We start from the raw sequence: 25836 nt of genomic DNA, 5'->3' as shown, positions 1-25836 counted from the left end.
ACACTTTTGCATTCCGGCGAATCCCCCGTCGGGGTATAAATCCGATATGTCGAGGCGCGAAGCGCCCGACATATCGCGCCGGACACATCGCCGACGATCGACCCAGTGCACCATCACGTCAGGAAAAGCGGCGCGAAGCGCCCGAAGCGCCGAACGCCCTGAAGCGCCCGACATATCGGCCCGCAAGCGCCCGGCACGTCATGAGAAGCGGCCCACAAGCGGGCCCCGCGCGTCGTGGGAAGCGGCGCCAAGCGCCCGCCCCCTCGTGGAAAACCAGTCAACCAGCCAGCGAGGCAAGATAGAGACCATGCAGCCTCACCTCAACGTCCAGGCCGTCCAGGACGCGCTGGACGCCGCCGGCGCCAAAGCGTCAGCCGGCCACCCGTGCCAGGTCAAGGTTCTCACCGACCCGGTGCACACCGCCGCCGCCGCGGCGGCCGCGCTCGGGGTCGAGGTCGGCCAGATCGCCAACTCGCTCATTTTCAACGCTGACGGCGAGGCGCTGCTGGTGCTCACGTCCGGGGCGCATCGGGTCGATACCGGGAAGGTGGCGGGCCTGCTCGGGGTGGCCAAGCTCAAGCGGGCCGAGGCGGAGTTCGTGCGGCTCAACACCGGGCAGGTCATCGGGGGTGTTTCGCCGCTCGGGCATCCGGCGCCGCTGCGGACGCTGGTGGATGTGGAGCTGGGGCAATATGACGAGGTCTGGGCGGCCGGTGGGATTCCGCAGGCCGTGTTTCCGATCACCTTCGCCGAGTTGGTGCGGGTGACCGGCGGTACCGCGGCCGCGGTGGCATGACGGTCCGGCTCTACGTGTGGCGGGTGCCGCGCAGCAAGATCCCCGCCGCATTCTGGTCCATGGCCGTAGATAAACGAAAAATCCGGAAAAACGCCGATTTTGCGAAACTGCTCGGAACCGGCAACGGGCGCGACTTCGGCGTGGGGTCGGCCGACCTCACACGATGGGCCGCGCTCATCACGACCGCCGACGAAGCGCCCGAGCGCAGACCGCCCATGCGCGGCGCCGTAGCCAGCTGCACCCTGACCCTGGAGCCGATCGCCAGCCGCGGCACCTGGAGCGGCCAGGAGCCCTTCCAGCCGGTCCGGACCGCTCGCGGCGACGGGCCCGTCGCGGTGCTCACCAGGGCTCGGCTCAAGACCGGCAAGGCCCTGGCGTTCTGGCGGGCCATCGGCCCGGTCGGCGCGATCGCCGGCGAAGCGGAGGGGCTGCACTGCGCCTTCGGGCTCGGCGAGGCCCCCGTAGGATTCCAGGGCACGATGAGCGTCTGGCGCTCCGCGGCGGACGTCGTGCGATTCGCGTACCGTCGGCCCGAACACGCCGCGGTCGTGGCGCGCACGGCCGAGGTGGGATGGTATGCGGAGGAGCTGTTCGCCCGGTTCCGCGTGCTCGGCATCGACGGCGACCGAGAGGTGATCGGGTGGAGGGACGGCCAGTGAGGCTCGTGCGGTGGCGCGGGGAGGACCTCCTCGAGCGCCTCGACGACGTCATCGCGGTTTACGGCGAGGCCATGGGCTACTCCGTGCAGCTGCTGCAGACCCGCCGCGGCTACGTCGCCGGGCACACCCGCCGGGAGTCGTTCCAGGCGGTGGCGACGCTCGACGACGACAACAACCTGCTCGGGTTCGGCTACGGCTACCGCGGCACCGCCGGGCAGTGGTGGCACGACCAGGTCCGCAACGCCCTGCGCCGCGACGCCCGCAAGTATTGGCTGGCCGACTGCTTCGAGCTGGTCGAGCTGCACGTCCGCCCGCACGCGCAGGGGCACGGCATCGGCGCCCGCCAGCTGCACGAGCTGCTCACCCAGGCCGGCCACCAGACCGTCCTGCTGTCCACTCCGGAGGCGCCCGAGGCGACCTCGCGGGCGTGGCGGCTCTACAGAAGGTTCGGCTTCGTCGACGTCCTGCGCCACTTCAACTTCCCGGGCGACGATCGACCCTTCGCCGTACTGGGACGCCAGCTTCCCTTGTGAACAAGCTCTGGATATTGTTCGGCGCCCTGGTCCTGGCCGAGATCGGCTACCCGCTGACCGAAGGCCGGGCCCGGACCGCGCTCGTGGTCGCGACCGTCGTCCTCGGCTACGTCATCTCGGTCGCGCACGCCTGGCTCACCCGCGGCCGACGCACGGCCGTCGCGCTCATCCTGATCACTACCGGCGGCGGCTTCCTGGTCGAGGCGGTCGGACGGGCGACCGGCTACCCGTTCGGCGACTACGACTACACCGCCGCGCTCGGCCCCAGGCTCCTGGGCGTCCCGCTCGCCATCCCCCTGGCCTGGACGTGGATGGCCTGGCCGGCCTGGACCGCCGCCGGAAGAATTACCACGAATCGCATAGCGAAAATCGCCGTCGCCGGCGTCGGACTGGCAGCCTGGGACCTGTTCCTGGACCCACAGATGGTTTCCCAGGGGTACTGGCAGTGGCACACAACCACCCCCGCCCTCCCCGGCGTGCCAGGCATCCCCCTCACGAACTATCTCGGCTGGCTCATAGTCGCCACCGCCCTGATGGCCCTCCTCCACATAACCGAAAAATACGACAAAGGCGAAAGTTACGGAAGACGCGAAAAATCCGAACCGTCCGACGCGCCAATGCACGCCATGTACCTCTGGACCTACGCCTCGAGCATCCTGGCCCACGCGGTCTTCCTCGGCCTGCCCGCTTCGGCGGCCTGGGGAGCCGCGGGCATGGGCCTGGTCGCGATCCCGCTGGCGGTGCGACTGTGGCGCCCCTGATCGCCTGCGCCGTGCTCCTGGCCCTGCTGGCACACACCCTGGTCAACGCGAGGCTGCTGAGAAAACCCCCAAAAACCCCAAAAACCCAAGAAGCTTCGGCGGTGGTACTCCTACCGCTGCGCGACGAGGCACAGCGAGTGGAACCGTGCCTCCAGTCGCTGCTGCGCCTCCCACCCGACATCAAGCTGACGATCCTCGACGACGGCTCCACCGACGGCACCGCCGACCTGGTCAAACGCATAGCCGGCAGCCGCGCGGAACTCCTGACCGGCAAAGACCTCCCCCCAGGCTGGCTGGGCAAGCCCCACGCCTGCCAGCAGCTGGCGGATGCCGGTACCGAAACGTTCCTGGTCTTCATCGACGCCGACGTGGTCCTCGCCCCGGACGCCGTCGACCGCGCGATTGCGGTAATGCAGGCGGATGACATCGACCTGCTCAGCCCATACCCGCACATCGAAACCAGGAGCCTCGGCGAGCGCCTGGTCCAGCCGCTGCTGCAGTGGTCGTGGCTCACGTTCCTGCCGCTGCGGGCCATGGAGCGCTCGCCCCGCCCGAGCCTCGCCGCGGCCGGTGGGCAGTTCCTGGTCGTGCGCCGCGCCGCCTACGAGCGGTCCGGCGGCCACGCCGCGGTCCGGGACAAGGTCCTGGAGGACATCGAGCTCGCCCGCGCGGTCAAACGGTCCGGCGGCCGCATCGCGCTCGCGGACGGCTCGGACCTGGCCAGCTGCCGGATGTACACCTCCTGGCACGAACTTTCGGACGGCTACAGCAAGTCCCTGTGGGCCTCGTTCGGCTCACCCGCCGGGGCCGCGGCCATCGTCACGCTCCTGCTCGCCCTCTACGTCGCGGCACCGCTGACCGTCCTCGTCGGACAGTGGTGGGGGCTGGCCGCCTACGCGCTCGGCGTGGCCGGCCGCATCGTGAGCGCCCGCGCCACGGGCGGCCGCGCGCTGCCCGACGCACTCGCCCAGCCGGTGTCGGTACTGCTGTTCGCGTGGCTGGTGGTGCGCTCGTTCGCGCGCCGGGGCCGGACCACCTGGAAGGGACGCCCGACATGGCAGCCGTAATCGTGATCGGCGCCGGCGTCGGCGGGCTCTCCGTCGCTGCCCGGCTGGCCGCCGCGGGGCACAAAGTGACCGTGTTCGAGCAGGCGGAGACGGTCGGCGGGAAGCTCGGCCGGCGAACCGTGGCGACGGACGCGGGGACGTTCAAGTTCGACACCGGGCCGAGCCTGTTCACCCTGCCCCAGGTCGCCGCCGAGCTGTTCAGCGCTATCGGTGCTGACGGGCTTGAGCTGGTACCACTGGATCCCATTGTCCGTCATCACTTCCCGGATGGGTCCACATTGGACTCGGCGACCGGCGATGGCTTCGCCGCGCGGATCGAGAAGGCGTTCGGTGCCGAGGCGGCCGCGGACTGGCGGGGGCTGTGGAAGCGGGCCGGGCGGGTCTGGGCGACGTCGTGGCGGCACGTGCTGACGTCCCCTGTGGACAGTCCGCGGCAGCTGGCCGGGCTGGCCTGGCGGCTGGGCGACCTCGCGGCGATCGCACCCGGGCGGACGCTGCGCGGGCTGGGCCGCTCGCACCTGCGCGACCCGCGGCTGCGGATGCTGCTGGAGCGGTACGCGACCTACACCGGCGCCGACCCGCGCCGGGCCCCGGCCGCACTGCTGGCGATCCCATACGCGGAGCTGGAGTTCGGCGGCTGGTACCTCCGCGGCGGCCTCGGCACCCTGGCCGACGCCCTCCTCGCCCGCTGCGAGGCGCTCGGCGTGCGGGTGGTCACCGGCACCGCGATCCGCTCCGTCCTGGTCGAGGGTTCGCGCGCGGCCGGCGTGGTCCTCGCCGACCGGGCCGGGACCGAGGTCCGGGCCGACGTGGTCGTCGCCAATGCCGATGCGCTGCAGGTGTACCGCGAGCTGCTGCCCCGCCCCCGCCTGGCCCGGAAGCTGGCGGCGCGCAGCCTCGGCGGGTTCGTGCTGCTCCTGGGGGTGCGCGGGCGCACGCCGGGCCTCGCCCACCACACGGTCTTCTTCCCGCGCGACTACGACGCCGAGTTCGACGCCATCTTCGGTACCCCACCCGCGCCCGTCGCCGACCCCACGGTCTTCGTCACCGCGGCCGACGACCCGCTCGTCCGGCCGGACGGCCACGAGGGCTGGTTCGTGCTGGTCAACGCCGCGCCGCAGGGCCCGGTCGACTGGCCCGCGGTCAAGGACGCCTACGCCGACCGGGTGCTCGCGGTCCTGGCCGCCCGCGGCTTCGACGTCCGCGACCGGCTACTCTTCCGCGAGGTCCTCACCCCGGCCGACCTGGAGGCGGCGACGCGCTCGCCGGGCGGGGCCATCTACGGCACCGCCAGCCACGGCCTGGGCGGCCTGCTCCGCCCGCCGAACCGCGCGCCGCTGCCGGGCCTGTTCCTGGTCGGCGGCTCCGTACACCCGGGCGGCGGGCTGCCGCTGGTGATGCTGTCCGCGAAGATCGTGGCCGACCTCATCGGAGCCGGCTGAGCAGCGCGCCACGCCTCACGTGCCGGGCCCATTCCTCGCCGCCGGCTCGGTGCATCCGGACGGCCGACTGCCATCGGTTACCCGGCGGCGGGCTCCCACTGGTCACCAGACTGCGGGCTCCCACTGGTCACCCGGGCGGCGGGCTGCCGCTAGTGATGCTGTCCGCGAAGATCGTGGCCGACCTCATCGGAGCCGGCTGAGCAGCGGCACCAGGTCGCGTTCCTCGGTCGCGAAGTGCTCCTCGAGCTCGCCGGCCAGCCGCTCCAGGGCCACAGCCGGGTCGGGGTCGTCGCGCAGCCGGTCGACCTGGCGGGCGATCGCCTCGTGCTCCTCGCGCAGCTGCCGCAGGAGCGGGGCGGACTCCGGGAGCTCGCGCTCGAGGCGGGGAAAGGCGCCGTCCTCGTTGCAGTGGTGGGCGGTGAGCGCGCCGCAGAACGTGAGACAGTGCGCGGCCGGGTCACGGCGCGCGGCCGTGAGGTGGTCCCGGAGCGCGGCGTGGATCTGGGCCAGGGTGGGCGGCGCGTCGGCCATGATGGGGACACCTTTGATCGGCAACTAGCTTTGCAAGCAAAGATACTTTGAGGAGCAAGACAGTGTCAACGTCGGCCGACGCCGCGATCCGCACCTTGCTGCTGCTGATGCCCCGCCTGGTCGGGCGGGCGAAGCGCACACCGCCCCCGCCGGAGCTGGCGCCGCTCAACCTGGCCCCGCGCCACCTGTCGCTGCTGTCATACCTGCTGCTGGACGGCGCCCTGGGGGTCAACGAACTCGCGGCCCGGCTGGAGGTGGCGCCGACGACGGTGAGCCTGATGGTGGGCGACCTGAGCCGTAAGGGCGTCCTGCTGCGCCGCGAGGACGACACGGACCGCCGCCGAACCATCGTGAGCATCGCCCCGGAGCACCACGCGGCCATCGACGGCTGGCTCGGCCGCAGCGCCGCCGCCTGGCGCGTGGCCCTCGAACCACTCACCGCCGACCAGCGCGAACTGCTGGTCTCGACCCTGCTGACGTTCGAGAAGGCCCTCGGCTGAACGCTCCGCAACAGCACCCGGAACTCCGTGCGGCGCCCAGCTCCCGGGAGCGGTCGCGGCCGCCGACACCGCACGGCGAGCCCAGCCGCGGCGCCGCCCGGCGGCCAAGCGCCCGCAACCGCGCGCCCAGCTCCCCGGGCGCCCAGGTGCCGCCGCGGCCGAGCGCCCGGAACCCGCGTGCCGCGCTCCCCGGCGCGGTCGCGGCCGCCGACACCGCACGGCGAGCCCAGCCGCGGCGCCGCCCGGCGGCCAAGCGCCCGCAACCGCGCGCCGTGCTCGGGGCGTGTTGACGAAGCCGGCGTCAGCGGAGGGCTTTGACGACGGCGCGGAGCAGTTGGCCGAGGCCGATCAGGGCGACGAGCAGCGCCATCACCATCGTCACGGCGGCCGCGCGGGTGTCCAGCAGGGTGGCCAGGAGGCCGAAGATGGCGATCAGGATGCGGGTCGGGCGTTCGGCGATGGTCACGGTGCCGATGTCGGGGAGGCCGGCGACCGTCGCGCGGGCGCGGACGTACTCGTGCAGCCACATCGTGCCGCCGGCCGCCACGGTCAGCCAGACGGGCGCGCCGAGCAGGGCGAATGCGACGAGCCAGGCGGCCTCGGACAGGCGGTCGGCGGCGGAGTCGTAGACCTGGCCCAGCCTGGTGGCACGGTCGGCGATGACGGCCAGCACGCCGTCGATCGTGTCGGCGAACGCGGCCAGCAGGATCAGGATCGCGGCCCACAGCGCGCCCAACGGGGCCAGTGCGGCCACTGGGGGTACCCCCAGCGAAAACAGCAGACCGAAGGACGTGACGGTGTTGGGGCTGCCGACACCCGCCCGGAGCAGGGCCGCCCCGAGCGTGTGGCCCAGCCGCAGCCAGCCCCGGACCAGGGACGGCGCCGTGCGCGGGTCGTAACCGCCGTGTGCGGCCGACCAGCGCGCGCAGTACCCGTCCCAGTCGAGAGCGTCAGGTCCGCGCACCGACGCCGAGCTGCTGCCAGACCTCGCGGGTCGCGGTGGAGCGGTTGAAGGTGATGTAGTGGATGCCGGGCACGCCCTCGTCGAGGAGGCGCTGGCTCATCGCGGTGGCGTGGTCGATGCCGAGGCGGCGCACGGCCTGCGGGTCGTCGGCCACCTTCTCGAAGCGGGCGGCGAGGGCCGGTGGGAACGGGGCCCCGGACAGCTGCTCGGAGCGGGCGATCGTGCCGACGTTGGTGACGGGCATGAGGCCGGCCACGATCGGTGTGGTGCAGCCGGTCGCGCTGACCCGGTCGCGCAGCCGCAGATAGTCGTCGACGTCGAAGAACATCTGGGTGATCGCGAAGTCGGCGCCGGCCCGGCACTTGCGCACGAAGTTGGCGGTGTCGGCCTCGATGTCGGCCGAGCGCGGGTGCTTGTAGGGGAACGCGGCCACGCCGATGCTGAAGTCGCCGGCGTCGTGGACGAGCTGGACCAGCTCCTCGGCGTAGAGGACGCCCTCGGGGTGCTGGACCCACTCCCCCATCGGGTCGCCCGGCGGGTCGCCGCGCACCAGCAGGAAATTGCGGATCCCGGCCCCGGCCAGCTGCCCGATGACGTTGCGCAGCTCGGCGATCGAGTGGTTGACGGCCGTCAGGTGGGCCATCGGCAGCAGCGTCGTCTCCGTCGCCACCCGCTCGGTGACCGCGACCGTGGTGTCGCGGGTGGTGCCGCCGGCCCCGTAGGTGATCGAGACGAACGACGGCTGCAGCGACTCCAGCTCCCTGATCGCCTGCCACAGCTGCTTCTCCGCCTCGGGGTTCTTGGGCGGGGAGAACTCGAAGGAGAACGTGGGCGCGTGCTGCGCGATCAGGTCACCGATCGCGGCAGGTCCGCCGCCCATGACAGAGGGAAGTCCGAGAGCCACGTTCTGACTGTAATGCCCGAAGCGGCCGCAGGGCACTTCCGGGTTTGCGGGCCGGAATTGTCGTACCTGGGGGGTATAAGAGGCGGTGGATGCCGCCGGTGGGTGGTGTCCCGGTGCCGCGGCCTGGTTCCGGGAGGTGGCTGCATGTCCTTCAGCCGAGACGACGACGAGACGTTCGGGGCGCTGCTGACCCGGCTGCGCCTGGCTCGCGGGCGCTCCCAGCTCCGGCTGGCCGAGATGCTGTGCGCGGCCGCGGGCCAGGCGACGATCACCCGTCACGAGGTGTCCCGGTGGGAGCGCGGCGAGCGGGTGCCGGGCCCACCGTGGCGGGCGTGGATCGCGTTTGTCCTGCAAGTGCCCCTCGACGACCTGGAGCGTGCGGCCGGCCGGACCCGCCACGACCGGCTACCGGGCCCGCGGGTGGCCGGGCCCTCGGCGGGCGCGCCGCACGACCGGGCGGCCACACCCACGGCGGGCGCGCCGCGCGACCGAGCGGCCGCACGCCCGATGGTCGCGCCGCACGACCGGGCGGCCGGGCCCACGGCGGTCCCGCCGCACGACCGGGCGGCCACACCCACGGCGGGCGCGCCGCGCGACCGGGCGGCCGCACGCCCGATGGTCGCGCCGCACGACCGGGCGGCCGGGCCCACGGCGGGCGCGCCACACGGCCGGGCGGCCACACGCCCGATGGTCGCGCCGCACGACCGGGCGGCCGGGCCCGCGGCGGTCCCGTCGCGTGACCGGGCGGCCACGCTCCCGGCGGGCGCGCCGCGTGACCGGGCGGATCGGGCCGCGGGGCCGTCCGACGACGGCCGGCTGGACCCGCGGCGGGTGCTGGAGCTGCGGCGGCTCGACGATCTCGTGTCCGGGCCGGAGGTGGTCCGGGTGGTGCGGGACGCCTTCGCGGCGGCGGTGCGTCAGGCGCCCGGTCGGGGGCCGGCCGCGCTCGGGCTGGTGGCCGAGCTGGCCCAGCTGGCGCTCTGGGCCGGGGCCGACGCCGGTGCGGCGGCCGGTGGGCGGTCCGCGGCGGCGCTGGTGCGGGCCGGACTGCGGGCGGCGCTGCGCGGCGGGCACCGGGCGGCGGCCGGTGGGCTGCTCGGGTGCCTGGCCCAGCTGCACGCGGAGCGTGGCGACGGCGCCACGGCGCTCAGGCTCACCCGGGCCGCCCGGCGGCTGGCGGTCCCGGCCGACGCCGGCACGCTCACCCTGCTGTGGCTGCGCGAGGCCGCGGCCGCGGCGGCCGCCGGAGATCGTGGGCGGTGCGATGGAGCCATCGCCGCGGCCGTGCGCGCGCACCGGCGGCGGCGGAGCGGTGCCGAGCCGCCGGGGCTCTACTGGCTCGACGACGCCCACGTCGCGGCCATGGCCGGGCGGTGCCAGGCCGCGCTCGGGCGGCCGCGGCAGGCGCTGCCGCTGCTCGACGCCGCGCTGCGGTCGGCGGCCCGGGACCGCGCGGCGGGCCGGCCGGGGATCCGGCTGCGCGGGCTCGCGCTCGTGCACGTCGCCCGGGCCCGGGCGCTGGCCACGGCCGGTGCGGTCGATGCGGCCTGTGTTGCCGCCGGTGAAGCCGTGGTCGCGGGGGTGAGCTGCGGATCCGTGCGGGTGGCGCGGGAGCTGGAGCGGGTCCGGCCGGCGTTGCGAAGCGGGCGAAACTACCGCCAATTCGCCGAAATGTACGCGTCGGTGCGCTGGGCGGCTGGAGATGCGGGCGACACCGGTTCGGCGGGGCGGCTCGTTTCGGACTAGCGTCTCTGCCGTGACGCACCCCTTCCTCGACCGGGCCGGCCTTCGCGAGCGGGTCCACGCCGCCCTCGGCCAGTTTCTGCAGCGGCGGCGGGACCGGCTGACCGAGATCGAGGCGGAGGCGCTGGCGCCCGTCGCGGACGCGATCGACGCGCTGGTGCTCGGCGGCGGGAAGCGGCTGCGGCCGGCGTTCGCCTACTGGGGCTACCGGGGTGCGGGCGGCGCGGACCGGGACGAGATCGTCGCGGCCGTCGCCGCGCTGGAGCTCGTCCAGGCCAGCGCGCTGATCCACGACGACGTGATGGACCAGTCGGAGACGCGCCGGGGTGAGCCGGCCGTGCACCGGCGGTTCGCCTCACTGCACGCGGCCGAGCGCTGGCGCGGCGACCGCGACGACTTCGGCACCGCGGCCGCGATCCTGCTCGGCGACCTGTGCCTGGTCTGGTCGGACGAGCTGCTGCACACCAGCGGCGTCGACCCGGTGACGCTGGCCCGGGCCCGGCCCGTCTTCGACGAGATGCGGACCGAGGTCACCATCGGGCAATACCTCGACGTGCAGACCCAGGCCACCGGCGACACCTCCACCGCGCGGGCGAGCCTGGTGGCCCGGTTCAAGTCGGCGAAGTACACGATCGAGCAGCCGCTGGTGTTCGGGGCGGCGCTGGCCGACGGCGGGCGGCTGGCCAAGGCCTACTCCGCGTTCGGTCTGCCCCTCGGCGAGGCCTTCCAGCTGCGCGATGACATCCTCGGCGTGTTCGGGGACCCGGCCGTCACCGGCAAGCCGGCCGGCGACGACCTGCGCGAGGGCAAGCGGACCTACCTCGTCGCGGCCGCGATCGAGCAGGCCGGCCCGGCCGTGTTCGACGAGCACCTCGGCGACCCGCTGCTCTCCGAGCAGGGCGTGGCCCGGCTCCGCGCGGCGATCGTGGACAGCGGGGCCCTGCGCCGCACCGAGGAGCGAATCGCCCGGCTGACCGAGTCCGCCCTCGAGGCCCTCGCCCAGGCCGAGATCACCGACGAGGCCCGCGAGGTGCTCACCGGCCTGGCGCAGGCGGCGACCCAACGCGCGGTCTGAGCCGCACCGAAAAAGCCCAGCGCCCAAAGCCCAGCACCCAAGCCCAGCACCCAAAAACGCCAAGGGCCGCGATCAGCGTGAATCGGGCTCGGGCGGCGATCCTGGGGGCGGCCTGAGCCGCACCCAGAGGGCCAGGGTGGCCACGATCAGCGCGAAGCCGAACGCGAGGTCCTCGACCGGCGCGTAGACGAGCCGGATGCCGAGGATCGCGTCCGGGTTGTAGCGCACGACGCCGCGGCCCGTGAGGATGCCGTTGGACAGCAGCTGGAACGCCAGCACGATCGGGTACGAGCACCAGAACACCCGGCCCAGGAGCACTCGTGTGCGCAGCACGGCCACGTCCAGTACCACCGCCGAAACAACGCCGAGAACAGCCGCCGCTGTATAGGTCACCGCCGCGACCACCGCAGCAACGTCAGCCGGGTCGCCTCGAAGCCCAGGATCGCGCAGACCGGCACGACCAGGAAGAACAGCAGCTCCTCCAGCGGCAGGCCACCCGGGAGGATGACCCCGAGGATCTGCCGCGGGTCGAAGGTCCAGTGTCCGGCGCGGATCGCCAGCAGGTCCCAGACCACGAACACGGCGGCGACCGGTGCGATGGTCAGCACCAGCCGCCGCACCTGCCGTAACACGCCGACCTTGAGCAGCGGCTCCAGCCACAGGGCGCCGAACAGGCAGCCGGCCAGCACCAGCAGGTAGGTCCAGTGCACCGTCAGAAGCCCAGGGCCTGCGCGCGCCGCTTGACCTCGGTGGCCCGGTTGCCGCGCAGCGCCTCGGCGGGGGTGCCCGGCAGGGACTCGTCCGGCGTGTACAGCCACCGGAGGGCTTCAGCCTCGTTGTACCGGGCGTCGTACAACAACCGCAGCACGCCGGGGAGGTGCTTGACCACGCCCTCGTCCGTGATGAAGTCCGCGGGGACGCGCAGCACCCCGTTTTCCCGGACGGCGATCAGGGACTGGTCACGGACCAGCTGGTGCACCCGGTTCACCGGGATGCCGAGGCGCTCCGCGACGTCGGGCATGGTCAGCCACTCGGACGGGGCGGCAGATTCTTCGCTCACACAAGCAGGTTAAACCGCGCAACGCGTTGAGGAAGGAACGGGCAGTGGGGCTCTGGCTCAAGGTTCACCGAGAGGTCGCCGGTGCCTGGCGCTCCGCGTGCTACGACATGGTCCGGCACGCGGGCCGCCGGCGGGATGTGCGGCTGCGGATGGCGGAGACGGCCGAGTACGGGCCGCGCAACCACCGGGGCCAGCACGTCATGCGGGCTTCCGGGCGCGGCAAGGCCGCGGCCACGACCGGTGTCGCCCTGCTCGTCGCGGGCGGGGCGGCGGGCACCTACCTCGCGGTCGCGGGGAGCCTGGCCGCGCTGCAGCCCGAGCCCTACGAGGCCCCGATGGCCGCGCCGGCCGCGCCCGCGGCCCACCCGAACCTGGCCCCGAGCCTGATCCGGCCGCCCGCGCCGCAGCCGACGCAGGTGCGCCCGCAGGTGCGCCGCACGACCGAGCCGGCGCCGGTGCTGGCGATGCCGCCGGTGCCGGCCCCGATCGAGGTGCCGACGCAGGCGACCACTGAGCCGGAGAGCACCCCGACGGCGACGCCGACGCCGAGCGCGACACCCAGCGAAACGGCCAGCCCGTCACCTTCCGTGACGTCTTCGTCGCCGTCGCCGTCACCCACAAAGCGCTCCAAATGGGGACGATCTGCCGACGATCGCAACGGACGCTGAGGTTTAGCCCACCTCAGCCGTACACTCGCAGCCAATGGATACCACGGTCGCCGACCCCTTGCTCGGTGCGCTCGTAGACGGGCGCTACCGCGTTCGCTCGCGTGTCGCCAAAGGCGGCATGGCCACGGTCTACACGGCGCTCGACGAGCGTCTCGAGCGCATCGTCGCGCTGAAGATCATCCACCCGGCGCAGTCGCGTGACCCGCTGTTCGTGGACCGGTTCACCGACGAGGCCAAGACGATCGCGCGGCTGACCCACCCCAACGTGGTGGCCGTCTACGACCAGGGCACCCATCACGGACTGCCCTACCTGGTCATGGAGTACGTCCGCGGCCAGACCCTGCGCGAGCTGCTGGCCGAGCGCCGCCGCCTGCAGCCGCAGGAGGCCCTCGCGATCATGGAGCAGATGCTCGCCGCGATCGCCGCCGCGCACCGGGCCGGCCTCGTGCACCGCGACGTCAAGCCGGAGAACGTGCTGGTCGCGGAGTCGCCCGGGGACACCCACAACATCATCGACGGCGTGGTGAAGGTGGCCGACTTCGGCCTGGCCCGCGCTGTCGAGGCGAGCGCCGACGAGACCGGCTCGCACCTCATGGCCACCGTCGCCTACGTGGCGCCCGAGCTGGTCACCGATGGGCACGCGGACCCGCGCACCGACGTCTACTCGGCCGGGATCGTGCTCTTCGAGATGCTGACCGGGCGGGTGCCGTATGAGGCCGACCGCCCCGTCGAGGTGGCCTGGCAGCACGTCGACCGCGACGTACCGTTCCCGTCGAAGTATGTCCCCGGCCTCCCGGCCGCCGTCGACGACCTGGTGGTCCGGGCGACCCGCCGCGACCCCGGCGCGCGGCCGACCGACGCCGGCGCGATGCTGGCCGAGGTGCAGGCCGTCCGCGAGGACATCGGCGCCGTGACCGGCAGCCGCGGCCGCCAGGTGGCGCCGCCGACGGTGATGGTGCCGCGGGTCGAGTCGGTGCCCCAGCACCACGCCCACAACCAGGGACAGACCCAGACCTACCAGGCCAGCCGCCGCCCGTCGTGGGCCCGGCTGCCGGCCCCCGCGCCGACGCCGACACAGGGCGTGGCCCGCCGGCACCGCGGCGACGTCGAGCACCGCGGCCGCGAGGGCGGGCTGCCGGCCCTGCTGGCGCAGATCAACGCCAACCCGCGCACCCGGCTGGCCGTGATCGCCGCGATGCTGACGTTCGGCCTGCTGGTCGCCGTCGGCGGCTACTGGTTCGGCGTCGGCCGCTACACCGACGCCCCGGACCTGCGGACCAAGACCGGTCAGCAGGCGGCGAGCGAGGCGGCCACCGGCGGGTTCAAGGTCAAGTTCGGAACGCCGAAATTCGATGCGACGGTACCGAAAGATGAAGTCCTGTCGCAGGACCCACCCGCCGGTGGACGCATCCTCAGCGGCGGCACCATCACGCTGGTCCTGTCGCTCGGGCCGGAGATCTACCAGGTCCCGGACATCGCCGGCAAGGAGTGGGACCTCGCGCAGGTCGACCTGCAGGCGATGAAGCTGACCGGCAACCGGGCCGAGAAGTTCGACGACGCCGTCCCGGTCAACTACGTCATCGACACCGACCCGAAGATCGGCACGCAGGTCAAGCCCGGCCAGGCGATCACCGTCTTCGTCAGCAAGGGCCCCAACCCGGTCAAGGTGCCGCTGGTCGTCGGCAAGACCCAGGACCAGGCCAAGCAGGCCCTGGACAAGGTCGGCATCAAGATCGGCAAGGTCGAGGAGGTCGAGAGCGACAAGCCCAAGGGGCAGGTCGTCTCGCAGAGCATCGGCGACGGCAACAGCGTGGCCGACGGCATGTCCATCGACCTGCAGATCTCCAAGGGCCCGGCCCAGATCCCGATGCCCGAGGTCCGCAACATGCCGCTCGACCAGGCCAAGGCCACGCTCGAGGGGCTCGGGCTGGTCGTCGACGCGCAGGGCTTCGGCACGGTCCGCCAGCAGAACCCGGCGCCCGGCACGCCGGTCGTCCCCGGGCAGCACGTCTCGCTGTTCGCCTTCTTCTAACCGGAAGCGGCATCTTCCAGGCATGACAAAATTCGTCACCCCCGTCGGCGGCCACGCGCTGGTCGGCGGGGGGCTCGGCAAAGGGCTGCTCCGCTACGTCGGGCAGACGGCGGCGACGGCCGTGCAGGTGTACGTCTCCAATCCGCGCGGCTGGGCCCTCGCGGCCGGCGACCCGAAGCAGGACGACGCGTTCGGCCAGGGCTGCGCCGAGCACGGGGTCACCGCCTACGTCCACGCGGCCCTGCTGGTCAACCTGGGCTCGCCGACCGAGGCCACCGTGGAGCGTTCGGTGGCCACCCTGGAGCACGCGCTGCGCCGCGCGCACGCGATCGGGGCCCGGGGCGTCGTCTTCCACGCGGGCTCGGCGGTCGACGCCGAACATGCCGAGAAGGCCTTCGCGACGGTACGGCAAGTGCTCCTACCCCTCCTCGAGGAAGCCGAGCGCCAGGGCTGGCCGCCGCTGCTCGTGGAGCCGAGCGCCGGCGGTGGCCGCTCCCTCGCCTCGCGGGTCGAGCACCTGGCGGAGTACCTCGACGCGGTCGACCGCCACCCGCACCTCGGCGTGTGCTTCGACACCTGCCACGCCTGGGCCGCCGGGCACGACCTGGCCGCGCCGGGCGGGATGACGCAGACGCTGGACGCGCTGGTGGCCGCGGCCGGCGCCGACCGGCTCAAGCTCATCCACGCCAACGACTCCAAGGACGCCTGCGGGTCGCTGCGGGACCGCCACGAGTCCCTCGGCAAGGGCACGATCGGCCCGGCCGCCTTCGCCGAGCTGGTCAGACACCCGGCGGCCCAGGGGGTCCCCCTGATCGTGGAGACGCCGGGCGGCGACGACAACGCCGACCACGCTGCCGACATCGACCTCCTGCGCGGTTCAATGTCCGCGTGAAGCGGGACTTGAACCTGATCGCCGCCGGGCTGGCGATCTCGACGGCCGGGGACGCGGCCGCGCTCGTGGCGCTGCTGCTGCGCCTCCAGCCGCACGGGAGCGGCTGGGTGGCCGCGCTGCTGGCGGCCGAGCTGATTCCCTACGTGGTGCTCGCGCCGCTCACCGGGCGGGTGGTGGACCGCTTCGAGACGCGCTCGGTGCTGCTCGTCGCGCTGGCCGGGCAGGCGGTGCTCTGTGTGCCGCTCGCGCTCGTCTCCGCGCTGTGGGCGACGGTCCTGCTCTTCGCCGGGATCACCGCGCTGTCGGCATTCGTGCGCCCGGCGACCTCGGCCCTGGTTCCGGCGATCACTGGAGAGGAGCAGGCGCAGCGGGGGTACGCCCGCCTCGCCACCGGCACCAGTCTCGGCTGGATCGCCGGGCCGGCCGCGGGTGGCCTGCTCACCGGGGCGTTCGGCGCGACCGCCGCGATCCTGGCCGACGCGGCCACCTTCGCCCTGTTGACGGTGGCCTGCGCGGCGATCCGGGCCCGCCGCCACCCCGCCCCGCCCGACCCCGACGGCCCCACCGCCCGCGGCGGCCTGCGCCTGATCCTCGGCGACCGGATCATGCGCACCGCACTGCTCGGCAGCGCGATCGCGGTCGCCAGCGGCGTGGTCGACAACGTGGCCGCCCCGTTCCGCTTCGTCGGCCAGCTGGGGGCCGGCGACTCCGGATACGGCCTCTACCTGACCCTGTGGGGCGTCGGCGCGCTGCTGGCGGCCCAGGTCGTGGCCCGCGTCCGGCTCTCCGACGCGGTCCTCATCGCCCTGGGCAACCTGCTGATCGGGGCCGGCATCGCGGGCATCGGCCTGGCGCCGACCCTGGTCCTGGCCTTCGGGGCGTCCCTCATCGGCGGCTTCGGCAACGGCGTGGTCAACGTCGCCCAGAACGCGCTGATCAGCACCCGCACGCCCCCGGCGCAGCACGGCCGCGCGTTCGCCGCCTCCGGCGCCCTGATCCAGACCGCGATCGGCGTCGGCACGGCCGCCGCATCGCCCCTGGTCACGCTCCTGCACGCCGACGGCGCCATGATCGTCGCGGGCGTGCTGACCGGTATCACCGCGCTTGTCACTCTGATCTTGAGCCGGTCGACTTCCTGACGCCTGTCGTTCACCTTCCGTTGGCAGTGGCGTTAGCCGAACGCTGCTACCAACGGGTCGTGCGGGTTAAGGAGTTCACGGCAGTCGCCCTCGTGGCGGTCGTACTGATGTCGGGGTGCACCGGCGGCGGCAAGCCGTCGGCGGAGAAGACCGGCGGCTACGACGCGAGCCCTAAGGCACTCAACATCATCGCGGGCACCGAGCAGGAGACGGTCACGAACACGATCGTCAAGCCCTGGTGCCAGAGCAAGGGATATCAGTGCAACATCACGCTGAAGGGCTCGGTCGACCAGGCGCGCCTGCTCGCCGCCGGCAATGGCGACTATGACGCCTACTGGTTCGCCTCCAGCGTCTTCGCCCAGATCGGCGACACCGGCGGCAAGCTGCAGGACACCAAGACGATGTTCCTGACCCCGGTCGTCTTCGCCGGGTGGCAGAGCGAGATGCAGAAGCTCGGGTTCGCCGGGCGCAGCGACGTCTCCATCGGTGACATCCTGACCGCCGTCGAGTCCGGGAAGACCAAGGTCTGGGTGACCAACCCGACCCAGTCCAACTCCGGCGCCACCGTGCTGTTCGGGTTCATGAACTACTTCGCCGGCAACGGGCCCGGCAAGGCGCTCACGCAGGAGCAGCTGGACTCGGCCCCGGTCGAGGACGGGATCACGCGGTTCATCAAGGCGATGGACCAGACGCCGCCGTCGACCGGCACGCTCATGAGCCAGTGCGTGGACCAGGCCAGTGCGTGCCGGACCATGTTCACCTACGAGGACCTGGTCATCGAGAAGAACCAGGAGCTCGTGAAGGCCGGCAAGGAGCCGCTGGTCGTGGCCTACCCGCGCGGGTCGCTGGCGATCAGTGACGCGCCGCTGGGCTTCTACCCGCACAACAACGGCAGCGACACGGCCAAGAAGCAGATCCTCAACGAGCTGCAGGACTACCTGCTCAAGGACAAGACCGCGCAGACCGAGCTGCTGAAGCTGGGCCGGCGGCCGGCGACCAGCGTCGGGCTGACCCTCGACAACCCGGACACCGCGGTCTTCAACCCCGCCTGGGGCATCCAGGCCACGATCAACGAGCAGGGCATCCAGTATCCGTCCGCGCCCGTCATCCAGGCCGCGCTGGACCGCTACCAGACCCGCTACCGGCGCCCGGTCAACACCTACTACTGCCTCGACGGCAGCGGCTCGATGAACGGCAACGGCGGCTGGGACGGCGTGAAGGCGGCCGCGCACCAGGTCTTCGACCAGGACCAGGCGGCGGTGAACTTCCTGCAGAGCCACCCGAAGGACATCACCACGGTCACCATCTTCAACAGCGACGTCACCGCCGGCCCGTGGACGGTCAACGGCAACGACGCGACCACGCTGCACGGGATCACGAACAACATCAACGGGTACAGCCCCGGCGGCGGCACCAACATGTACACCTGCCTCAAACAGGCCGGCGACCTGCTGAGCAAGCCGCAGACCGACGACCGCAAGGGGCTCGTCGTGCTGATGACCGACGGCAAGTCGGAGACCGGCCGCCGCAGTGAGGCGCTGTCCGCTTTGAAGGCGGCGGGGGTACCGGTGGTGGCGATCGCGTTCGGCAGCGAGCCCGACGCCAGCCAGCTCAAGGAGCTCGCGGCAGCAACGGGCGGCACCTACGTCCAGCAGAACGATCTCGTGGCCGCGCTGCGCCAGGCGGCGGGGTACAAGTGAGGCGCAGGCTCGCCGCCCCGGTCGCGCTCCTCGCGGCCGTGGTCGTGTTCGTCGTCATCTACCTGGTCATCGACAGCCTGCTGTGGGCCCCGATCCTCGCGGTCGTCGCCGCCATCGGCGTCTACCTGATGCTCGACGACCGCACCTCGGCCCAGGTCAGCAGCGACGACTACGCCGACGAGGCGCAGGAGAAGGTGGAGGAGGCGCTGAAGCTCATCAAGGGCATTGCGCGCCTGACCAAGGACGTGCGCTCACCGGTCGCCCGCAAGGCGCTGGTGACGGCCTGCGAGATCGTGCCCGAGCTGTTCCAGCGGGTGCAGGCCAAGTCGCCCAACAGCCTGTTCTCGACGGCCAGCCAGATCGGCGGGCACCTGCGCAGCCTCGACGGCGCGGTCCACCAGTACCTCGACATCCAGAGCAAGCCGATGCTGTACCGCGACCCCGAGTCCCTGCGCCTCAGCGGTGAGCACGCCTTCGAGCGCTTCGCGGACTTCGCCCTGGAGAGCGTCCGGCTGGTCAACCAGGGCGATCTGGCGCAGTACAAGGCCAACCTCGACACCGTCGCACCACCGAAGCTTCCCGAGCTGGGATAAGGAGTCACGTTGAGATTGCCGAGCATCCGGTTCCTGATCGGGCTGGGAACGGTGATCGTCGTCCTGGTCGTCGGCGTCGTGCTCTACACGACGCTCGGCAAGCAGCAGGACGACAACACGCCGGCCGCCACGCCGGACACGACCCTGACCTGCCTGGGCGGCTCCGAGAAGTCGGAGCTGATGGGCGACGCGGACGTCAAGAAGCTCCTGAAGGACAAGTACCACCTGACGATCAACTTCCAGTCCCTGGGCTCCTACGACCAGGTGCAGCTGTCGACGGACGAGCTGAACTCGCGCAAGGTCGACTGCCTGTGGCCGTCTTCGGCGAGCGCCCAGGCCGTGTTCGAGGCGCAGCACAAAGGTGGGGCTGTCCGCGCGGAGAACGTGCTGCAGTCGCCCGAGGTGATCTACGCCGGGCCGAAGGGCACCGACGCGCTCATGGCCAAGCAGCTGGTGCAGAAGCGCGGGGAGCAGTACTACATCGTCGACATGAAGAAGCTGCTGCTGGAGTACATCGCCGGGAAGAAGACGTGGGAGAGCATCGGCGCGGTCGGGCTGAACGGGCCGATCACGGTGTCCAGCACCGACCCGGCCCGCTCCAACAGCGGCTTCACGCTGGCCCAGCTGGAGCTCAACATCCTCGCCACCGACGACGTCTTCTCCGCGCCGAACCTCGACCAGGCGAAGAAGGCGCTGCCGAAGATGCGGGAGCTGTACGACGCCCAGGGCCTGCAGGCCCGCAGCTCCGACTCCGGGTTTCAGCAGTGGCTGACCCAGGGTGCCGAGCTCAAGGCCCCGCTCTACGCCGGCTACGAGAACCAGCTGATCCAGCAGGTCGTCGCGGCCGGGGCCAACAGCGCCCAGATCTTGAACAACGTCCGTGTCCTGTACCCCGAGCCGACCATCTACAGCGACCACCCGATCCTCGCGCTGAACGCCAACGCGAGCCGGTTCATCGACGCGATGAAGGACAGCGAGATCCAGACCCTCGCGTGGAAGAAGTACGGCTTCCGCTCGGCCACCCAGGTCGGCCTCAACGACATCGCCGTGTTCAAGGACATCAAACTGGCCGACCAGATCCGCACCACGGCCCCACCGGCCGCCGACGTGACGCTGGCGCTGCTCGACTGCATGAAGGATGCCAAGAAGTGCCAATGAGGGGGACCAGATGAGCGACGGACTGCAGATCGACTTCGGCACCATCGTCGGTGGGCCGGCCGAACCGGCGGCCGGCTCGGCCGACAGCGCCATCGCCAACGCGCTGGTGCTGAGCGCCGAGCCGCGCGCCCTGGTGTGCAAGGATCTGCTGAGCCCGACGCAGCTCGCGCAGGCGGAGGCCGCGGCCAAGCAGCTCTACCCGGTGATGCTCAGCAACACCGACCAGCTGGCCAACTTCGGCACCAGCGCCATCGACGGCGTCAACGCCCAGGTGACCCGGATCTTCCGCGAGGTCGGCCGGGTCAACATCCCCGAGCTCACCGGCATCATGCACGAGCTCAACGACCGGATGCGCAACTTCCGCCGCAAGTACGACCCGAGCGACCCCAAGGTCCGCGAGACCTTCAACAAGTTCTCGGACTCGATCAAGGGGCTGTTCCGCAAGGGCCGTGACCTGCTGGAGATGCTGTTCGAGGAGGCCAAGACCGTCGAGCAGCAGCTCGACAAGGTCGCCGGCCAGCTCAGCGACAAGCAGCTGCAGCTCAAGCGCAACGTCGTGCTGTGCGACGAGCTCTACAAGGCCAACGAGGCGGCGATCGGCCAGCTGGTCGGCGCGATCGCGGTCATGGAGCTGGTCCGCGACGTCGCCCTGGACGACGCCAACTCGATCAAGATCACGCCGGGCGCGCCGGACGAGCGCGACCTGCAGGAGAAGCTCTCCCTGATCACCGAGTTCATCCAGGCTCTCGAGGTCCGGATCAACGAGTTCCAGCAGCGGCTCTTCGTGGCCTGGTCCACGTCGCCGCAGGTGCGCAACATCCGCACCCTCAACTACGGCCTCGGCCAGCGGCTCGCGCTGCTGATGAACCTGACGATCCCGACGATGAAGCTCACCATCGCCCAGTGGGCGCTGATGATGCAGGCCAACCAGGCCGCCGACATGCAGCAGGCGGTGGCCGACGGCGCCAACGACGTGCTGTCCGCCTACGCCCAGGCGTCGAAGACGGCGGTGCCGCAGATCGCCCGGGTCATCCAGACGCCGACGATCCGCCCGGAGACCATCCTGGAGGTCGCCGACTCGATCGACGCGCAGGCCCGCGGCATCGAGGAGGCGGTGAAGTACGGCCAGCAGAAGCGGGCCGAGGTGGTCACCGCGATCGTCACGGCCAACGAGTCAATGTCGCAGACGTCGCAGCGCCTCAGCCGAACCGTGGTCGAGCTGGTGACCAGGGCGAAGGAGCCGCTCGCCATCCCGGCCGGCCCGCAGATCCCGGCCTCGGTCCTGGAGCAGGCCCCGGCCCTGGTCCAGAAGGAAAACGCCTAGGTGACTGGTGTTAAACGATGGTCCGGCCCGGAGGGCTGGACCATCGTTTTGTGTCTATTTCGGGTAGTGTGTCGGGGTGACGTTGGGGAAGGCTTCGCAGCAGTTGGACCTCCTCGATCCGGTGTCGGCGTTCTGCGGTGCGACGTTGCCGGCGAATTCGATCTTCGCGTTCCTGCACGAGCATCGTGATGTGTTGTTCCCGGATGGGATGTTCGCTGATCTGTTCGCGTCGGTGGGTCGCCGGTCGGTGCCGCCGTCGGTCGTTGCGGTGGTGATGGTCCTGCAGCGTCTGGAGGGGTTGTCGGATCGGGAGGCGACCGACCGGTTCACCTATGACGCCCGCTGGCGGTATGCCGCCGGGGTCGGTGGGTGGGACGGCGCCGCCCGGGCCGGGTTCGTGCACACGGTGCTGGTCGACATGCGGGAACGGCTGCGCCGCTCGCAGCGTCCGGACCGGATTTTCGAGGTGGCCCTCGCCGCGGCCGGCAACGCCGGGCTGGTCGGCCGGAAACGGGTGCTGGACTCGACACCGTTGTATGACGCGGTCGCCACGATGGACACGATCACGCTGATCCGCTCCGCCATCCGCGGCCTGCTGGGCGCCGCCGGTCCGCAGCTGGGTGCAGCGTTGCGGGCGGTGCTGGACGGGCTGGGCAGCGGCGATGACTACGCGATCACCGGCAAGCCGGTGATTGACTGGGACGACAAACCCGCCCGTGAGGCCCTGGTCGATTCCCGCGCCCGGGACGGTCACGCGCTCCTGGCCGCTCTTGACGGCCGGGAGGATCTCCCCGAGCCGGTCGGGCAGGCGGTGCGGCTCCTCGCGACGGTCCTGGGCCAGGATTTGGAGACCGGCGCGGACGGCGTGCTGCGGATCGCGCGGCGGGTCGCCGCGGACCGGGTCATCTCCACCGTCGACCCGCAGGCCCGGCACGGGCACAAGACGAACCACCGCGGGGTCGACGGCTACAAAGGCCACATCGCCGTCGACCCCGACAGTGAGATCGTCACCGCGACCGCGGTCACCGCCGGGAACACCGGCGACGTCGAACCCGCCGCCGGGCTCATCACCGACCTCACCAGCACCGATCCCACCGGGCATGCCGGCGGGGACCCGGCCGTGGTCTACGGCGACGCCGCCTACGGCGCCGGGGAGATCCTGCACCGCCTCGACACCGCCGGGATCGAGGCCAGGACCAAGGTCCAGCCACCCGTCGCACCAGCCGGGAAGTTCACCAAGGACCGCTTCATCGTCAATCTTGACCGGCAGGAGGTCACCTGCCCGAACGGCATCACCACACCGATCCGCCGGGCCAAGGACCACCCCCGCCACGCCGGCCGGGCCGACTTCGGCGCAGCCTGCACCACCTGCCCGCTACGCGGGCAGTGCACCGACGCCAAAACCGGCCGCAGCATCACCATCGGCCACCACGAAGCCCGCCTCACCACCGCCCGCACCCGCCAGCAAGACCCCGCCTGGCAAGCCGACTACCGCGCCACCAGACCCAAAGTCGAACGCAAACTCGCGCACCTCATGCGCCGCCGCCACGGCGGCCGCCGAGCCCGCATGCGAGGCACAACCCGCGTCGCCGCCGACTTCAACCTCCTCGCCGCCGCCATCAACCTCGCCAGACTGGCCACCCTCGGCCTCACCCACACCCACAACCGAGGCTGGACCCTCCACCCCGCCTGAACACCCAAGACAGTCACAACAGCACCCCCCGAAACGCGGCCCACACACCCCTACAAACCAGCTCCTGCAACAACCTCAACCCTCGCGCCCAGCACAACCGTCACCAACCCCACACCCCCCACAACAACAAACGATGGTCCGGCCCGGAGGGCCAGACCATCGTTTAACACCAGTCACCTAGCCCAGGACCGCCGGGAGGACCTTCACCGCGTGGTCGATGCCCTCGTCCGTCTGGTCCATGTGGGTGACCAGGCGGACGAGGCGGCGGCCCAGGACCGAGACCAGGATGCCCTGCTCGCGGGCGGCGGCGGCGAACGCCGGCCCGTCGATCGAGGTGCCGCTCAGATCCAGCGGGACGATGTTGGTGCGGATGCGGGCCGGGTCCACCACGCCCGCCGGAGCCATGGCCTCGGCCAGGCGGCGGGCCCGGTCGTGGTCCTCGGCCAGCCGCGGGATGTTGTTGCGCAGCGCATACAGGCCGGCCGCCGCGAGGATGCCGGCCTGACGCATACCGCCACCGAGCCGCTTGCGCAGCTTGCGGGCGGCCGCGATGCGCTCGGCCGAGCCGACGATCAACGAGCCGACCGGGGCGCCGAGGCCCTTGGACAGGCACACCGACAGCGAGTCGAAGAGCCGGCCGTAGACGTCCAGCGGCACCCCGTCGGCGACGTGGGCGTGCCAGATGCGGGCGCCGTCGCAGTGCAGGTGGACCCCGGCGTCGGTGGTGACGGCCCGGAGGGCCTGCAGGGTCGGCAGCGGGATGACGGCACCGCCGAGGCGGTTGTGGGTCTGTTCAACCGCCACTGCCCGCGTCGGTACTGCCACAAAGCCGTCCGGGCGGATCATGTCGGCAACGGTCGCCGGGTCGAGGTCCGCGGCGGCCGACGGCCACGTGCGGGTCGACACGCCGCCGAGGGCCGCGGCCGCACCGATCTCGTCGGTGACCACGTGGGCCGCGGCGTCGCAGAGCAGCTCCTCACCGCGCGGCACGGCCAGCTGCAGCGCGATCTGGTTGGCCATCGTGCCGCTCGGGGCGAACAGCGCCGCCTCGTGCCCGAAGCGGGCCGCCACCTCGGCCTGGAGCTCGTGCAGGGTCGGGTCCTCGTCGAACACGTCGTCGCCGACCTCGGCCGTCGCCATCGCCTCACGCATGGCGGGCGACGGCCGGGTCAGGGTGTCCGAGCGGAAGTCGACGAGCACCTCAGCCACGCAGCATCTCCGCCACCAGGAAGGCCAGCTCCAGGGACTGCTGGGTGTTGAGCCGCGGGTCGCAGGCGGTCTCGTAACGGTCCGGCAGGTCCTCGTCGACGATGGCCTGCGCGCCGCCGAGGCACTCGGTGACGTCCTCGCCGGTCAGCTCGACGTGCAGGCCGCCGGGGTGGGTGCCCAGCTCGCGGTGGACCTCGAAGTAGCCGAGGACCTCGTCGACGATCCGGTCGAAGTGCCGGGTCTTGTATCCGTTGGACGACTCGTGCGTGTTGCCGTGCATCGGGTCGCACTGCCAGACGACCCGGCAGCCGGCCGCGGTGACCTTCTCCACGATCGGCGGGAGGGCGTCGCGGACCTTGGTGCTGCCCATGCGGGCCACGAACGTCAGGCGGCCCGGGATGTTGTCCGGGTTGAGCTTCTCGAACAGCTCGATCGCCTGCTCCGGCGCGGTGGTCGGGCCGAGCTTGACGCCGATCGGGTTGGCCAGCCGGGCCATGAAGTCGACGTGGGCGCCGTCGATCTGCCGGGTCCGCTCCCCGATCCACAGGAAGTGCCCGGAGAGGCCATAGGGCTTGCCGCCGGCGATGCGGACCAGGGGCCGCTCGTACTCCAGGGCCAGGGCCTCGTGGGAGCAGTACAACGTGACGGTCCGCAATGCCTCGTCGTCGTTGACGCCGCAGGCCTGCATGAACCGCATCGCCCGGTCGATCTCGCGGGCGATGGCCTCGTAGCGCTGGCCGGCCGGCGAGGTGACCACGAAGCCCTTGTTCCAGTCGTGGACCGCGTGCAGGTCGGCCATGCCGCCGCCGAGGTAGGCCCGGAGCATGTTCATGGCGCTCGACGAGTTGGCGTAGGCCCGGACCATCCGCTGCGGGTCGGCCACCCGCGCCGCCGGGTCCTGATCCAGCGAGTTGATCATGTCGCCCCGGTAGGCCTCGAGGCCCAGCGAGTCGAGCGCGGACGAGCGCGGCTTCGTGAACTGCCCGGCCACCCGCCCGATCTTGATGACCGGCAGCGACGCGCCGTAGGTGAGCACGATCGCCATCTGCAGCAGCGTGCGGGCGTTGCCCAGCACGTGGGCCTCGGTGTTGTCGGCGAAGGTCTCGGCGCAGTCACCGCCCTGCAGCATGAACGCCTTGCCGTCGGCGACGAGGGCGAGGCGCTCGCGCAGCTGGTCGACCTCGTAGGGGGCGACGATGGGCGGGACCGACGTCAGCAGCTGCCCGACCTCGTCGACCGCGGCCTGGTCCGGCCACGGCGGCGTCTGCGCCCGGGGCAGGCTCCGCCACCGGTCGAGGCCGAACACGTCGTCTTCGGAGTTGCCCGGCACGGCGACGCGGGAGATCTCCGGACCGGGGTACGTGAAGTGATGCCACTCCTGGCGCATGGGCAA

The 25836-nt window shown here is 71.9% G+C and carries 26 protein-coding genes; 18 read left to right on the top strand and 8 right to left on the bottom strand.

Going from position 1 to position 25836, the window contains the following annotated elements; genetic code table 11:
- The first annotated feature begins 307 nt into the window (after positions 1 to 307).
- Genes ACIA8L_RS46280 through ACIA8L_RS46255 form a run of 6 tightly spaced genes read left to right on the top strand, consistent with a single transcriptional unit; the run spans position 308 to position 5258 of the window.
- Positions 308 to 796, top strand: a complete 489-nt coding sequence (locus tag ACIA8L_RS46280; RefSeq protein ID WP_395915085.1) for a YbaK/EbsC family protein — start codon at positions 308 to 310, stop codon at positions 794 to 796.
- Entirely contained in the window at positions 793 to 1455 is a 663-nt protein-coding gene (locus ACIA8L_RS46275; protein WP_395915083.1) for a monooxygenase, read from the top strand. The genes ACIA8L_RS46280 and ACIA8L_RS46275 overlap by 4 nt, the downstream gene beginning before the upstream one ends.
- A complete protein-coding gene (locus ACIA8L_RS46270; protein ID WP_395915081.1) occupies positions 1452 to 1988 on the top strand; it encodes a GNAT family N-acetyltransferase in 537 nt (178 codons plus the stop codon). The genes ACIA8L_RS46275 and ACIA8L_RS46270 overlap by 4 nt, the downstream gene beginning before the upstream one ends.
- Positions 1985 to 2749 carry a carotenoid biosynthesis protein gene (locus ACIA8L_RS46265; RefSeq protein WP_395915079.1) on the top strand — a complete coding sequence of 255 codons (765 nt, stop codon included), beginning with the start codon at positions 1985 to 1987 and terminating at the stop codon, positions 2747 to 2749. Before ACIA8L_RS46270 ends, ACIA8L_RS46265 begins: the two co-directional genes overlap by 4 nt.
- Complete coding sequence (locus tag ACIA8L_RS46260; protein ID WP_395915247.1) at positions 2746 to 3816, top strand: glycosyltransferase; 1071 nt, start codon at positions 2746 to 2748, stop codon at positions 3814 to 3816. Before ACIA8L_RS46265 ends, ACIA8L_RS46260 begins: the two co-directional genes overlap by 4 nt.
- A complete protein-coding gene (locus ACIA8L_RS46255) occupies positions 3804 to 5258 on the top strand; it encodes a phytoene desaturase family protein (RefSeq protein WP_395915078.1) in 1455 nt (484 codons plus the stop codon). Before ACIA8L_RS46260 ends, ACIA8L_RS46255 begins: the two co-directional genes overlap by 13 nt.
- Before the next feature lie 183 nt (positions 5259 to 5441).
- Here ACIA8L_RS46255 and ACIA8L_RS46250 read toward each other — a convergent pair whose 3' ends face one another.
- Complete coding sequence (locus ACIA8L_RS46250; protein WP_395915076.1) at positions 5442 to 5789, bottom strand: hemerythrin domain-containing protein; 348 nt, start codon at positions 5787 to 5789, stop codon at positions 5442 to 5444.
- A gap of 62 nt (positions 5790 to 5851) precedes the next feature.
- Between ACIA8L_RS46250 and ACIA8L_RS46245 the strand changes: the two genes are divergently transcribed.
- Positions 5852 to 6289 carry a MarR family transcriptional regulator gene (locus tag ACIA8L_RS46245; RefSeq protein ID WP_395915074.1) on the top strand — a complete coding sequence of 146 codons (438 nt, stop codon included), beginning with the start codon at positions 5852 to 5854 and terminating at the stop codon, positions 6287 to 6289.
- Between the two features lie 301 nt (positions 6290 to 6590).
- Here ACIA8L_RS46245 and ACIA8L_RS46240 read toward each other — a convergent pair whose 3' ends face one another.
- Together ACIA8L_RS46240 and metF are read right to left on the bottom strand one after the other, a co-directional pair.
- Positions 6591 to 7253 (bottom strand): CDP-alcohol phosphatidyltransferase family protein, encoded by a 663-nt coding sequence (locus tag ACIA8L_RS46240; protein WP_395915073.1) that lies wholly within the window; start codon positions 7251 to 7253, stop codon positions 6591 to 6593.
- Complete coding sequence (gene metF, locus ACIA8L_RS46235; RefSeq protein ID WP_395915071.1) at positions 7240 to 8157, bottom strand: methylenetetrahydrofolate reductase [NAD(P)H]; 918 nt, start codon at positions 8155 to 8157, stop codon at positions 7240 to 7242. The genes ACIA8L_RS46240 and metF overlap by 14 nt, the downstream gene beginning before the upstream one ends.
- A gap of 144 nt (positions 8158 to 8301) precedes the next feature.
- Here metF and ACIA8L_RS46230 point away from each other — a divergent pair, with 144 nt between their 5' ends.
- Together ACIA8L_RS46230 and ACIA8L_RS46225 are read left to right on the top strand one after the other, a co-directional pair.
- The gene (locus ACIA8L_RS46230; protein WP_395915069.1) at positions 8302 to 9903 is read left to right on the top strand and encodes a hypothetical protein; all 1602 of its coding nucleotides are present in this window, start codon (positions 8302 to 8304) and stop codon (positions 9901 to 9903) included.
- A gap of 10 nt (positions 9904 to 9913) precedes the next feature.
- Positions 9914 to 10975, top strand: coding sequence for a polyprenyl synthetase family protein (locus ACIA8L_RS46225; RefSeq protein WP_395915067.1), 1062 nt, complete (start codon positions 9914 to 9916; stop codon positions 10973 to 10975).
- 72 nt (positions 10976 to 11047) lie between these two features.
- Here the strand turns inward: ACIA8L_RS46225 and ACIA8L_RS46220 are convergent, their stop codons facing one another.
- The 3 genes from ACIA8L_RS46220 to ACIA8L_RS46210 are packed head-to-tail and all read right to left on the bottom strand — an operon-like array spanning position 11048 to position 12035.
- On the bottom strand, positions 11048 to 11368 hold the full coding sequence (locus ACIA8L_RS46220; protein ID WP_395915065.1) for a lycopene cyclase domain-containing protein: 321 nt from the start codon (positions 11366 to 11368) through the stop codon (positions 11048 to 11050).
- On the bottom strand, positions 11365 to 11685 hold the full coding sequence (locus ACIA8L_RS46215) for a lycopene cyclase domain-containing protein (RefSeq protein WP_395915063.1): 321 nt from the start codon (positions 11683 to 11685) through the stop codon (positions 11365 to 11367). The genes ACIA8L_RS46220 and ACIA8L_RS46215 overlap by 4 nt, the downstream gene beginning before the upstream one ends.
- 2 nt (positions 11686 to 11687) lie before the next feature.
- Entirely contained in the window at positions 11688 to 12035 is a 348-nt protein-coding gene (locus ACIA8L_RS46210) for an Rv2175c family DNA-binding protein (RefSeq protein WP_395915061.1), read from the bottom strand.
- A 44-nt stretch (positions 12036 to 12079) separates the two neighbouring features.
- On the opposite strand from ACIA8L_RS46210, the gene ACIA8L_RS46205 reads away from it, so the two are divergent.
- From ACIA8L_RS46205 to ACIA8L_RS46165, 9 genes are all read left to right on the top strand, one after another.
- Positions 12080 to 12703, top strand: coding sequence for a hypothetical protein (locus ACIA8L_RS46205; protein ID WP_395915059.1), 624 nt, complete (start codon positions 12080 to 12082; stop codon positions 12701 to 12703).
- 34 nt (positions 12704 to 12737) lie between these two features.
- Positions 12738 to 14735, top strand: coding sequence for a Stk1 family PASTA domain-containing Ser/Thr kinase (gene pknB / locus ACIA8L_RS46200; protein ID WP_395915058.1), 1998 nt, complete (start codon positions 12738 to 12740; stop codon positions 14733 to 14735).
- 22 nt (positions 14736 to 14757) lie between these two features.
- A complete protein-coding gene (locus ACIA8L_RS46195; protein WP_395915056.1) occupies positions 14758 to 15627 on the top strand; it encodes a deoxyribonuclease IV in 870 nt (289 codons plus the stop codon).
- Entirely contained in the window at positions 15624 to 16766 is a 1143-nt protein-coding gene (locus tag ACIA8L_RS46190; RefSeq protein WP_395915054.1) for an MFS transporter, read from the top strand. Before ACIA8L_RS46195 ends, ACIA8L_RS46190 begins: the two co-directional genes overlap by 4 nt.
- A gap of 59 nt (positions 16767 to 16825) precedes the next feature.
- The gene (locus ACIA8L_RS46185) at positions 16826 to 18466 is read left to right on the top strand and encodes a VWA domain-containing protein (RefSeq protein WP_395915052.1); all 1641 of its coding nucleotides are present in this window, start codon (positions 16826 to 16828) and stop codon (positions 18464 to 18466) included.
- Entirely contained in the window at positions 18463 to 19059 is a 597-nt protein-coding gene (locus ACIA8L_RS46180) for a 5-bromo-4-chloroindolyl phosphate hydrolysis family protein (protein WP_395915051.1), read from the top strand. The genes ACIA8L_RS46185 and ACIA8L_RS46180 overlap by 4 nt, the downstream gene beginning before the upstream one ends.
- Positions 19060 to 19068: 9 nt before the next feature.
- The gene (locus ACIA8L_RS46175) at positions 19069 to 20217 is read left to right on the top strand and encodes a hypothetical protein (RefSeq protein WP_395915049.1); all 1149 of its coding nucleotides are present in this window, start codon (positions 19069 to 19071) and stop codon (positions 20215 to 20217) included.
- A 10-nt stretch (positions 20218 to 20227) separates the two neighbouring features.
- The gene (locus ACIA8L_RS46170; RefSeq protein WP_395915047.1) at positions 20228 to 21541 is read left to right on the top strand and encodes a toxic anion resistance protein; all 1314 of its coding nucleotides are present in this window, start codon (positions 20228 to 20230) and stop codon (positions 21539 to 21541) included.
- Between the two features lie 76 nt (positions 21542 to 21617).
- Positions 21618 to 23234 carry an IS1182 family transposase gene (locus ACIA8L_RS46165; protein ID WP_395915045.1) on the top strand — a complete coding sequence of 539 codons (1617 nt, stop codon included), beginning with the start codon at positions 21618 to 21620 and terminating at the stop codon, positions 23232 to 23234.
- A gap of 177 nt (positions 23235 to 23411) precedes the next feature.
- Here the strand turns inward: ACIA8L_RS46165 and ACIA8L_RS46160 are convergent, their stop codons facing one another.
- The gene (locus tag ACIA8L_RS46160) at positions 23412 to 24443 is read right to left on the bottom strand and encodes a threonine aldolase family protein (protein ID WP_395915044.1); all 1032 of its coding nucleotides are present in this window, start codon (positions 24441 to 24443) and stop codon (positions 23412 to 23414) included.
- Positions 24436 to 25830 (bottom strand): class II 3-deoxy-7-phosphoheptulonate synthase, encoded by a 1395-nt coding sequence (locus ACIA8L_RS46155; protein WP_395915042.1) that lies wholly within the window; start codon positions 25828 to 25830, stop codon positions 24436 to 24438. Before ACIA8L_RS46155 ends, ACIA8L_RS46160 begins: the two co-directional genes overlap by 8 nt.
- Positions 25831 to 25836 lie beyond the last annotated feature (6 nt).

The sequence above is a fragment of the Dactylosporangium sp. NPDC051541 genome, from assembly GCF_044454505.1.
In the GTDB taxonomy this organism is placed as follows: Bacteria; Actinomycetota; Actinomycetes; order Mycobacteriales; family Micromonosporaceae; genus Dactylosporangium.
This window is presented reverse-complemented; position numbering and strand designations above follow the sequence as displayed.

Coding starts and splice junctions, on each gene's coding strand:
- ACIA8L_RS46280 (WP_395915085.1), top strand. CDS start 308: ATGCAGCCTCACCTCAACGTCCAGGCCGTCCAGGACGCGCTGGACGCC.
- ACIA8L_RS46275 (WP_395915083.1), top strand. CDS start 793: ATGACGGTCCGGCTCTACGTGTGGCGGGTGCCGCGCAGCAAGATCCCC.
- ACIA8L_RS46255 (WP_395915078.1), top strand. CDS start 3,804: ATGGCAGCCGTAATCGTGATCGGCGCCGGCGTCGGCGGGCTCTCCGTC.
- ACIA8L_RS46250 (WP_395915076.1), bottom strand. CDS start 5,789: ATGGCCGACGCGCCGCCCACCCTGGCCCAGATCCACGCCGCGCTCCGG.
- ACIA8L_RS46230 (WP_395915069.1), top strand. CDS start 8,302: ATGTCCTTCAGCCGAGACGACGACGAGACGTTCGGGGCGCTGCTGACC.
- pknB (WP_395915058.1), top strand. CDS start 12,738: ATGGATACCACGGTCGCCGACCCCTTGCTCGGTGCGCTCGTAGACGGG.
- ACIA8L_RS46195 (WP_395915056.1), top strand. CDS start 14,758: ATGACAAAATTCGTCACCCCCGTCGGCGGCCACGCGCTGGTCGGCGGG.
- ACIA8L_RS46170 (WP_395915047.1), top strand. CDS start 20,228: ATGAGCGACGGACTGCAGATCGACTTCGGCACCATCGTCGGTGGGCCG.
- ACIA8L_RS46155 (WP_395915042.1), bottom strand. CDS start 25,830: ATGCGCCAGGAGTGGCATCACTTCACGTACCCCGGTCCGGAGATCTCC.